The organism is Dickeya sp. ws52, from assembly GCF_007210685.1.
Taxonomy (GTDB): Bacteria; Pseudomonadota; Gammaproteobacteria; order Enterobacterales; family Enterobacteriaceae; genus Dickeya; species Dickeya chrysanthemi.
Genome location: NZ_SZVX01000037.1, coordinates 1 through 10,057 on the forward strand (window position 1 = coordinate 1; position 10,057 = coordinate 10,057).

A 10,057-nucleotide genomic window follows, 5' to 3' on the forward strand; every position below is an offset into this window, starting at 1 on the left:
CCAAAGCGAGGGCCGTTCGGATCTCAAAAACCCAGTATCCCGTTCACTCAAAACACCTTAAGTGAACGGTGTTAGCCCGGTAGGCGGCATTGTCGTGATGATAGACTGAAGGTAAAGACGTCTTAACGAGACGAGGTTGCAACTACCGGTTCTGTTGCTTCCTGTTGCATACCCAGCGGGTTATTACCCCAGCACTGTTCGTATTTCCAGCCGGTCAGCTCTTCGGCAACCGCACGGGCTTCCGCCGGAACATCTGCAATAGCGCCGCCTGCTTTGATGCGGGCAATTTCCTGCAGCAGAATCATATGATTCTTACGATCCAGACGCATTTGGGCGCTGAAGTAGATAGCGACCACCGCCAGAGCGATAACACCCAGAGAGAACACGCCGACAATCGCCAGTACTGCGCTTTCTGGTTGTGCCGCTTTGCCGGAAACAAAGCCGAACTGGCTCAGAATCCAACCCATCGCGAAGACGATGACGGAACGTACCATTTTGCCTGCAAAGGTCATGGCGCCGGCGTAAATCCCTTCGCGGCGACGGCCCGTCAACACTTCATCCACGTCCGCCAGGAAGGTGTAAACCGTCCACGGAATGTAGTAGATACCACCGGTGCTCAAACCGAAGATAGCGGTGATACCGAACAGGACGATGATGGTCATCTCCTGAGACCAGCCAGTGAAATAGAGCGCTGCGTAGGCGATCACGCTGACGATTACCACCATCAGCGCCAGGCGGTACGGGCGACCAAAGCCCATTTTCACGCAGATGCCGATGAACAGAAACGTGGAGATAAACTGCATGATCGAACTGAAGCTGTTGAGCTGAGAAACGACCGCCGTACTTTGCTTCAGGCCGAAGACGATGAAGTAAGTGAAGGCGGAAGCGAACAGCCACTCAGCACCGAAACCGAACAGGTACATGCCGAGATGTTTACGGAAGATACGCAGACGGAAAGTGGAGGCCATGTCGATGCTGAGTTTTTTCAGTGACTGCCACAGGTTCTGGGTGTGCTCGCGCGCTACTTCGTTCGGTGAACGTTCCCAGGAGGTGAAGTAGAGGGCGATCATCGCCGCACACATGATGAAGCCATAAGCCAGACCGGTGTAGAAGAACGGCGTGGCGGAGTCTTTACCGTAGATACCAATGAACTGGCCCGGGATAAATGCCGCCAGGAAGTTCGCGACTTTACCGAAGATGGCCTTGGAACCCGTCAGTTTGGAGCGAACTTTGAAGTCGGTGGTCATTTCGGTCGCGAGCGTTTCGTACGGCACCATAATGGAGGTGTAGATCAGCTCGAACAGCACGTAGGTCGACAAGTAGTACCAGAAGCCCAAGCCTTCCATCCACAGCATCGGGTAGACCAGCACCATCGGAATACCGAGCAGGATGAAGAAGCGACGGCGACCGAAGATACGGCCGATACGCGTATTGTAAAAGTTATCACTGATGTAACCCATAATCGGGTTACTGATGGCGTCGATGACGCTGGCTACGGAGAAAATAGCCGCGGCTTCAACCAGGGACAAGCCACAGAACGTGGTATAGAAATACATTAGCCAGGCGCCACTGATGGCTAAAGCACCACTGCCCAGCAAGTTCGCGCTGCCGTAGCAGAACGTGTGTTTGAACGTAATAGGTTTACTCATGATCAATTCGCCTAACAATATTAAAACATTATTTCATTTGAAATGAACTCATGTTCTTATCATTTGCCTGTTCGCGACAAAAGTAAACTAGCCATCCCGCTCCTGACGGCTTTTAATAGGAATCTGTCATGGAGATCATGAAATAAGTTTTTTTAATTTGATCATAGATATCGACCGGTAACATGTAATGTCTTACCGGTCTGAGGCATTTTTTTATCGTTAAACGATAAAACTGATTGATGACAGGAACGATAGCGCCGGGGGAAGTGGCGAAACTATCATCGCTATTTCGCCGTGCAAGCAGGCAAAAAGCAAGAACAATTGTAAAAAACAGCGATGAATTGTGAGCGGCTTGTGATCTTTCGGGGGGTGTGCCACAAAAAGTGTGATTTATCTCACCTGCTCAGGCGGTGTATTTTATCGGTCATGAGTAAATTGTTGGTAAGACGAGTTATGCCAATCATTATCAGGCTGGATGTACTGCTGGCGCAAAAGAAGATGAAGTCCCGAGAGCTGGCGCGGGTGATCGGCATTACTGAACAGAATCTTTCATTGCTGAAGTCCGGCAAAGTGAAAAGTATCCGATTCGATACATTGCAAAGCATTTGCGAGGCGCTGTCCTGCCAGCCTGGTGATGTGCTGGAGTATTTGCCGGAGCCCTTGCCGGAAAAGTAAAGCCTGAGCCACCTTATTGCAGACGATGCGCGATCTCAGGCGCTGTGCAGCCGGTGTTTCATGATTGAGCTGCAACCTGAATACGTCGAGAAGAGCCACTCTTGTGCCGCATCTGCGCCTTTTGGGATATCAGAACGAAAAACGCCGCGCAAGGGACTGGCTGCCGATGCGTGGCGCATGGGGTGGCTGTTGCACGCTGTGTGAGCCATACCGTTCGGTATGGCTCAGGCTCAGGCTCAGGCGTTGAACAGTGCGGCGACGGTGGCCTTGGCGCCGTTGTCGCGCAACGACAGATACGCGCTGGTCAGTTCCGCTACCCAGGCGGCGTTGCTAGGCAATTCATCGCCAAATAGCGCGCTGATAGACAGCAAACCGCGGACCCGCTCTGCATCGTCCCCGGTGGTGCCGACGATGTGCTGCAACGTGGCGACCAGCGGGTCGCGGATATCAATCGCCTGACCGGCATCGTCAATGCCGCCGACGTAACGCATCCAGCCGGCTACGCCCAACGTCAAGGCGCGATGGTCGCTGCCGCGCGCCAGATGCCAGCGCAGTGATGCCAACAGGCGTTGCGGTAGTTTCTGGCTGCCGTCCATGGCAATCTGCCAGGTACGGTGTTTCAGTGCCGGGTTGGAAAAACGCTCAAGCAATTGATCGGCATAGGCGGGCAGATCCACGCCGGCTACCTGTAACGTCGGCGCCTGTTCCTGCAACATCAGGTGGCGTACCGCTTGCCGGTAGTGCGGGTCATCCATGCAATTATTGATATGCTCGTAGCCTGCCAGATAGCCGAGATAAGCCAGGAAAGAGTGGCTACCGTTGAGCATACGCAGTTTCATCTCTTCAAACGGCAGTACATCATCGACCAATTGCGCCCCCGCCAGTTCCCAGTCAGGGCGGCCGGCCACAAAGTTATCTTCCACCACCCACTGAATAAACGGTTCACAGGCGATACCGCACGGATCCGCGACGCCGATGGCATCGGCGATCTGATTCAGCGTTTCCGGCGTGGCGGCCGGCACGATACGGTCCACCATGGTATTGGGGAAAGTGACATGCCGGGCGATCCAATCCGCCAGCGCGGGGTCTTGCAGACGCGCCGCATCCATCACGACCTGACGGGTGACTTTGCCGTTTTCCGGCACGTTATCGCAGGAAAGCACCGAGAAAGGGGCGATACCGCGGTCACGGCGCAGGCGCAGCGCTTCGGCCAGTAATCCGGGCACTGACGAAGGATGACGCGGATTAGCCATGTCCTGCTGTACCAGCGGATTGTCGCAATCAAGCTCGCCTTTGTTGCCTGCGCGGCAATAACCTTTTTCGGTGATGGTCAGCGATACTATCGCCACGACAGGGTCCGCCAGTTGTTCCAGAATCGCGGCGATCCCCTCCACTCGGGCGTGTAGCGATTGACAGACCGCGCCCACCACAATGGCCTGATTGCCGTGAGCGGCTTTTTCCAGCACGGTAAACTGGTGATCCTGACGGCGCAGGGCGGAAATCAGCGTATCGTCGCTGAATAACACCACCTCGCAGATCCCCCAGTCGCCGCCCTGACGATTGAGTACCCGATCGGTCAGCAACGCCTGATGTGCGCGGTGAAAGGCACCGAAGCCAATATGCACGATACGGGGTTTTAACGATTGGCGGTCATAGCAAGGTTGTTGCACGGTGGTGGGAAGTCCCGTGTTGGACAGATTTTTTTCGTTGCCGGACAAACTGTTACTGGACATAGCTGGCGTCCTGAAAAAGGAAAAATTAACCGCCCAACCTTAGCGGTCTTTCGGCTGGGCGGCAACTGTCATCTGGCGCGTTCTGAAGACGCTTCACAGAGTCATGTTGGGGCTTTGGCGTTATCCACGGCGATGGCTGCCGATGACGGCGTAGGGTTCAGCACCGGGCGCGGCCGAATAAACCAGGCGGGTAAGATCGCCAGAAAAAAGAACATCGCCACCATAAAAAAGCCATCCAGATAGGCAAACATCTGTGCTTTGGGGGTTAACACCGATTCCAGATAGGTCATGATGCCGGGGTTGATGCGGGTGCTCAGCGGCTCGCCGAGCGGATTGCCGCCGTGGCTAAACAGCAGGCCAAGCTGGCGGATGGCGTCGGTGCTGCGAATATTGTCCAGCGTCAGCGATTGTGCCAGCATTTGGCCGTGAAACGTCGCGCGTCGTTCAATAAAAACCGATAGCAGGTTGACGCCCATGGCGCCGCCCAACTGACGAATAAAATTCAGGCTCCCTGCGCCTTGCGCCAATTGTGCCGGCGGCAACGCCCGTAGCGCGCCGGCATTCATGGCGGGCAACATCACCCCAAGCCCAACGCGGCCGATGACTATCCACCAGGCCATGGTCCAGAAGGGGGTATCGGTATCCGCCGCGCTGGATAGCCAGCAAGATAGCCCGAACAGCAGTAAACCTGCTATCACCAACAGGTGCGGTTTGAGCTTGTCGCTGAGCGCCCCCGCCAGTGGGAACACCATGCCGAGCGCCAGTCCGGCAGGCATCAGCAGCAAGCCGGAGCGCGTCGGCGTGTAGCCCTGAATACTTTGTACAAACAACGGGATGATATAGGTTGAACCGTAGATGCCCGCTCCCAGAGCGAATGCCACGATGCAGCCGGAGGTAAACGCCGGGTTGGCGAATACCCGCAGACTCAGCAGCGGATACGGTGTGGTGAACTCGCGGATGATAAACGCCAGTGTTGAGATTACCGCGGTAGTCAGCAGGCAGAGAATAAAAAATGATCCCCAGCCTTCACGCTGCCCATTGGATAGCCCGGCCAGCAGCGAGGTTAACGCCGTGACCAGCAGAATGAACCCTATGGTATCGAAGCGGCGCGGCGAACCGCCGGTTTGTGCGCTTTTGCCCGGCAGAATAACCCATGCGGCGGCGATCCCGGCCAGACAAAACGGCACCACCACCATGAACACGGCGCGCCAGTCGAGCTGGTCGACCATTAATCCGCCGGCAGCCGGCCCCAGTGCCGGCGCCAGAACCACGCCGACGCCGTAAATCCCCATCGCTTTACCGCGTTCCGACACGGGAAATACCTGCGAGATGATGATCATCGCCAGTGGCTGGATCACGCCGCTGGCGCCACCCTGGAGAATTCGTGCAACGATCACCTCGGTGCTGTTCTGGCTGAAGGTGCCGAGCAGGCTACCGGCGATGAACACCGCCAGCGAGCCGACATAGGTGGCGCGGTAACCAAAACGCTCCAGTGTCCAGGCGGTGATCAGCATGGTCGCGGTCATCGAAGCCAGAAAGGCGGTGGATAACCATTGCGCCTGATCCTGCCCCATACCGAATGCGCCCATGATGTCACGCATCGCCACATTAACGATGGTCGCCGTGGCGGTGGTGGCGATGGTGCCGAGCATGATGGTGACGGTCGCCAGCCAGCGATAGCGATAGCCGAAACGTGCGGCCTGGGCTTCAATCGGCGACATTGATGCTTACTTCCGCCATCAGACCCGGTTTCAGGCCGCTGTTGGGATCATCCAGCGCGATACGTACCGGCACACGTTGGGTAATTTTGGTGAAGTTGCCGGAGGGATTGGGGCTCGGCAGCAAGGCAAACTGGCTGGTCGCCGTATCGCCAACCCGTATGACATGGCCGCTAATCTGTTTGTCCGGATACGCATCGACCTGAATATCCACTTGCTGCCCAACTCGTACCCGGCCGATGGCGGTCTCTTTGATGTTGGCTTCGACCCACAGATTGCGGGGGTCGTGTACCAGCATGATCCACTGGCCGGCCTGGGCGTAACTGCCCACATTGACGATGGTGCGATCTACCACACCGTCGACCGGAGAACGTAACGCCCGGTCGGCGATCTCCTGTTTGAGCTGATCGACCTGTGCCTGCAAGGCAATGCGTTGCTGGCGCTGCATCTCAATCTGTTTATCCAGCACCTGCAACGTGTTGCGCTGGGCCTGAGCGTTATTCAACGCTGCGTGCTGTGCGCCGCGTTGAGCCTCGGCTTCGCGCAGTTCACTCTGACGTTGCAACAGTGTCGTGTGCGACTCGTCCCAGGTTTTGCGGGCGGTCAGGTTGCTTTTCAATAATTGATCGTCGCGCTGGAAGTTATTTTGCGCCAGGCTGAGTTGATAACCGGCATTATTGACGGCGGAGTCGCTTGACGCCAGCTTCGCGCGCGCTTCGTCCAGCGCGGCTTGCGTGGTGAGATCGGTGACCTGACGCTGGGTTTGACTATAACTGATTTGGGCGTCGGCGACGGCCAGATTCCCCTCCTGTTCCGCCAGCCGCAGGCGGGCATCGCGATCATCTATCTGCGCCAGCAACTGATCTTTGCGGATGACATCGCCGTCAATCACCGGGCGGGCGGTGACCCAACCATTCACTCGGCTGGCCAGCGGAATCACTTCTCCCATGACGCGTGCATCGGTTTCCGTGATGTGCGTGAAACGCTGGTGAAACCAGTAGGCCAGTATCAGCAACGCGAATAACAGCAATGCAGCGCCCGTCAGTAAAAAAGTACGCTGGCGTTGGCCAAGGCGCCGAAATCCTATCAGCCGGGATACGTGATTGTTCATGAGAGACCGTTTTCGCTGCGGGAGAGATTAGCAATAACCTGATCGATAATGCGACTGACCTGTTGAATATCCGGTTCCGATACCCCTTCGAGCGCCTGATTACGGACCTGCCCGGCGATGGATTCCACTTTTTTCACCTGCTCAAGCCCGACGGCGGTGAGATGAATTTCGCGAAAACGGCGATCGCTGCCTTCCCGCCGCTCGATAAAACCTTGTTTCTGTAAATTATCCAGTACCCGCACGACGGCCGATGCGTCGAGCCCCAGCGATTCGGCCAGCGCTTTCTGGTGAGTCGGCATCTCTTCACGGGCGATGAACAGTAACGGCAGCCAACTGGCCTGGGTTAATCCGTAAGGTTGCAATTCCCGGTCAATAACCCGGCGCCACAGGCGAGTGGTTTGACCCAACTGAATGGCGAAATGCCGACGAGCGGAGGATTCGGTCTGTGACATGGTGAGATCCGTTAAAATAGATGAGAATGTCATTAGTTAACAAGTCAACTAATGATAAGTCAATTGATTTTGTGAAGTGAAGCCTAAACAGCAGTGCAATGGACCGCGAATCTCAGTCACGCTTTACATCATCGTGTATGACGGGCGGCAAGCCTGAGGGGAAGAGAGGAACCGGCGGGATGACCGCGGGGGGTATCAATCAACGTCATGGCAATAACCGTTAGGAAAGCGCGGCTTTCTGCACCAGCTGTGCAAGCGTACTCACAGCGCCAGGGATGGCTTCTGCGTGGGTATTGCCGTAGCCGATGACGAGCCCGTTTTCTTTTGTTGTCGGTGTGACTGCGCCAGGCCCTAAAGCACCGATGATGTTAATCATGGCGTGGACCTAAAAAAGTGACGATTTGTGGACCTTTTTAAGATACCAGTATTGCCTTATGTTGGTAACAACTCACACCTCTCCAGAGTAAGGTAAATAAATGGTCGTTAGATTGAATGAGTACCGGCAGCCTATTGGTAACGCCCTGCCGGACTGGCAAGGCGCGCAGCTTCCCGATGGCCAAGCTCTTGTTGGCCGCTATTGCCGGCTCGAACGCGTTGATGTTGAACGCCATGCCGCCGATCTCTATGACGCGTATCAGGACGCTCATGATTTGCGTGATTGGACCTACCTCCCTGTTGGTCCATTTGACACGTTCGAGGCTTATCGCATCTATTTAACCGCTGCTGCAACGTTAGCCGACCCAATGCATTATGCGGTGGTTGACCAGGTTAGCGGTAAGGCGGTCGGTACGCTTGCCCTCATGCGTATTGATGCGCCAAACGGTGTGATTGAGGTTGGCTATGTCACGTATTCTCCGCGTATGAAACGCTCGCGTTTATCGACGGAGGCCATGTCGCTTCTGCTGAAGTACGTTTTTGAAGACCTTGGCTATCGCCGCTTTGAATGGAAATGCGATTCGCTAAACGCTCCCTCTCGGGCCGCTGCGTTGCGCTATGGCTTCACGTTCGAAGGGATTTTCCGTCAGGCAATCGTTACACATCAGCGCAACCGCGATACAGCGTGGCATTCAATCATTGACGGCGAATATCCCGCGTTGCGGGCGGCGTACACGCAGTGGCTCGATGAACATAATTTCGATGAAGAAGGCCGGCAGATTGAAAAACTCACGGAGTTGATCATGAAGGAAGATTCGAGTCGTCGACGCGGTTAGCTGGGCCAACGCGGGCGTTGTTCAACATGTCGGCGTGTTGTCCTGCCACTCGAATTATTTGGGGTATATATCAATGATAGCCACGCGGAATGAAATTAGGTGACGCCAAGGAATCAACCATCAACCCAAAACAAACAGGGCAGCCTAAGCCGCCCTGTTAAAAGGATTAACATCCAGAGATCAGGATTTGTTTGCGTCAGTTGCGACGACCGGTGCGGCGTCGGTAACAACCGGCTGTGCATTATCCGGCGTTGCCGGCGTATTGGTCTGCTGAATAACCGGTGCCTGCGGAGCCTCTGGGTTAGCCGGCGCGATCGGTGCGATGTTTTCTTCGGCACCGTTCACTTTCGTCGGCATACCTAAGCGAGTTTGCAGCGCCTGATTCACCGCGCTTTCGCTCACACTGGCATCCGCCAGTACTTTGGTGACGACCGGGGTCAACTTCAGCGGTGCCGGCGTGTCGGAGTTAAACTCTTCCTCGGTACGAGACAGCGGGTTATGTACTTCGACATAGCGAGAACCATCCGGCTCTACCGTCGCTTTCACCGGTTCATTGATGAACTGAACGCGAGTGCCGACTGGAACGTGGTCAAACAGGTATTTGATGTCTTTGTCGCGCAGACGCACACAACCATGGCTGACGCGCAGGCCGATACCGAAGTTGGCATTGGTGCCGTGGATGGCGTACAGGTTACCGATGTAGAGCGCGTACAGCCCCATCGGGTTGTCCGGGCCGGCCGGATAAACCTTGGGCAGGAACTCACCGCGGGCGGCGTATTCCGCGTGCATGGCGGCGGTCGGCGTCCAGGTCGGGCGCTCTTTCTTACGCTGTACTGAGGTTACCCAGTTGATCGGGGTGTCTTTGCCGAGCTGGCCGATACCGATCGGCAATACCACTACGGTTTTGGAACCTTTCGGGAAGTAATACAGACGCATCTCGGCGCTGTTGATCACGATGCCTTCGCGCGGGGTGTCCGGGAGAATCAGTTGCTGCGGCACCGTCATGGTGCTGCCGGGTTTTGGCAGATACACATCAATACCCGGATTGGCTTCCAGCAGGTTGCTCAGGCCCATCTGGTACTGAGCGGCAAAGTGTTCCAGCGCATCGGTGCTGTCGCTGGGGATGGTAACTTGGAGATTTTCTCCTACCAGCCGGCTATTCGGAGCTGGCAACGGATAAACCACGGCGAGTGCTGTCTGGCTGAAGGCAGCCGCCGCCACAACTAACGTCAGGATCGCGCGAATACTCATTTTCATGTCTTTGTTGAGTGTTAAAAGCCATTGCGGCAAAGGAATTGTTGTTATCCGGACAATAAAGTCCGGATGCGCATTATATGTGCAGAAGGGCGGCAGGAAAACCCGATGTACAATCAATTACATTATTCCCCACCATATTCCCCGCCATAATTCGGGATACGCAGGCGCGGAGTATATATACCCAAAATAATTCGAGTTGCAGGACAACACGCATTGCGTGTTGAACAACGCAACGCGTTGGCCCGTCAGGG

9 protein-coding genes are annotated in these 10,057 nt (G+C 55.7%); 2 read left to right on the forward strand and 7 right to left on the reverse strand.

Features of this window, described 5'->3' with window-relative positions; all coding sequences use genetic code 11:
* Nucleotides 1-122 precede the first annotated feature (122 nt).
* Nucleotides 123-1,649, reverse strand: coding sequence for an MFS transporter (locus FDP13_RS21195; RefSeq protein WP_012771028.1), 1,527 nt, complete (start codon nt 1,647-1,649; stop codon nt 123-125).
* 453 nt (nt 1,650-2,102) lie between these two features.
* Between FDP13_RS21195 and FDP13_RS21200 the strand changes: the two genes are divergently transcribed.
* Nucleotides 2,103-2,324: a helix-turn-helix transcriptional regulator gene (locus FDP13_RS21200; protein ID WP_027713068.1), complete on the forward strand. Its 222-nt coding sequence runs from the start codon at nt 2,103-2,105 to the stop codon at nt 2,322-2,324.
* Nucleotides 2,325-2,560: 236 nt separating this feature from the next.
* Here FDP13_RS21200 and FDP13_RS21205 read toward each other — a convergent pair whose 3' ends face one another.
* From FDP13_RS21205 to FDP13_RS21735, 5 genes are all read right to left on the reverse strand, one after another.
* A complete protein-coding gene (locus FDP13_RS21205) occupies nt 2,561-4,057 on the reverse strand; it encodes a mannitol dehydrogenase family protein (protein WP_199886366.1) in 1,497 nt (498 codons plus the stop codon).
* Between the two features lie 101 nt (nt 4,058-4,158).
* On the reverse strand, nt 4,159-5,778 hold the full coding sequence (locus FDP13_RS21210; RefSeq protein ID WP_027713066.1) for a DHA2 family efflux MFS transporter permease subunit: 1,620 nt from the start codon (nt 5,776-5,778) through the stop codon (nt 4,159-4,161).
* Entirely contained in the window at nt 5,765-6,886 is a 1,122-nt protein-coding gene (locus tag FDP13_RS21215) for an HlyD family secretion protein (protein ID WP_143840353.1), read from the reverse strand. The genes FDP13_RS21210 and FDP13_RS21215 overlap by 14 nt, the downstream gene beginning before the upstream one ends.
* Nucleotides 6,883-7,338 (reverse strand): MarR family winged helix-turn-helix transcriptional regulator, encoded by a 456-nt coding sequence (locus FDP13_RS21220; RefSeq protein WP_012771023.1) that lies wholly within the window; start codon nt 7,336-7,338, stop codon nt 6,883-6,885. The genes FDP13_RS21215 and FDP13_RS21220 overlap by 4 nt, the downstream gene beginning before the upstream one ends.
* Nucleotides 7,339-7,558: 220 nt before the next feature.
* Complete coding sequence (locus FDP13_RS21735; protein WP_156127993.1) at nt 7,559-7,714, reverse strand: hypothetical protein; 156 nt, start codon at nt 7,712-7,714, stop codon at nt 7,559-7,561.
* 100 nt (nt 7,715-7,814) lie between these two features.
* On the opposite strand from FDP13_RS21735, the gene FDP13_RS21225 reads away from it, so the two are divergent.
* Nucleotides 7,815-8,549 carry a GNAT family N-acetyltransferase gene (locus FDP13_RS21225; protein ID WP_143840354.1) on the forward strand — a complete coding sequence of 245 codons (735 nt, stop codon included), beginning with the start codon at nt 7,815-7,817 and terminating at the stop codon, nt 8,547-8,549.
* A gap of 180 nt (nt 8,550-8,729) precedes the next feature.
* Here the strand turns inward: FDP13_RS21225 and FDP13_RS21230 are convergent, their stop codons facing one another.
* Nucleotides 8,730-9,800, reverse strand: coding sequence for a L,D-transpeptidase family protein (locus FDP13_RS21230; protein ID WP_143840355.1), 1,071 nt, complete (start codon nt 9,798-9,800; stop codon nt 8,730-8,732).
* Between the last annotated feature and the right edge of the window lie 257 nt (nt 9,801-10,057).

Coding starts and splice junctions, on each gene's coding strand:
- FDP13_RS21735 (WP_156127993.1), bottom strand. CDS start 7,714: ATGATTAACATCATCGGTGCTTTAGGGCCTGGCGCAGTCACACCGACA.
- FDP13_RS21200 (WP_027713068.1), top strand. CDS start 2,103: ATGCCAATCATTATCAGGCTGGATGTACTGCTGGCGCAAAAGAAGATG.
- FDP13_RS21215 (WP_143840353.1), bottom strand. CDS start 6,886: ATGAACAATCACGTATCCCGGCTGATAGGATTTCGGCGCCTTGGCCAA.
- FDP13_RS21205 (WP_199886366.1), bottom strand. CDS start 4,057: ATGTCCAGTAACAGTTTGTCCGGCAACGAAAAAAATCTGTCCAACACG.
- FDP13_RS21225 (WP_143840354.1), top strand. CDS start 7,815: ATGGTCGTTAGATTGAATGAGTACCGGCAGCCTATTGGTAACGCCCTG.
- FDP13_RS21195 (WP_012771028.1), bottom strand. CDS start 1,649: ATGAGTAAACCTATTACGTTCAAACACACGTTCTGCTACGGCAGCGCG.
- FDP13_RS21220 (WP_012771023.1), bottom strand. CDS start 7,338: ATGTCACAGACCGAATCCTCCGCTCGTCGGCATTTCGCCATTCAGTTG.
- FDP13_RS21210 (WP_027713066.1), bottom strand. CDS start 5,778: ATGTCGCCGATTGAAGCCCAGGCCGCACGTTTCGGCTATCGCTATCGC.
- FDP13_RS21230 (WP_143840355.1), bottom strand. CDS start 9,800: ATGAGTATTCGCGCGATCCTGACGTTAGTTGTGGCGGCGGCTGCCTTC.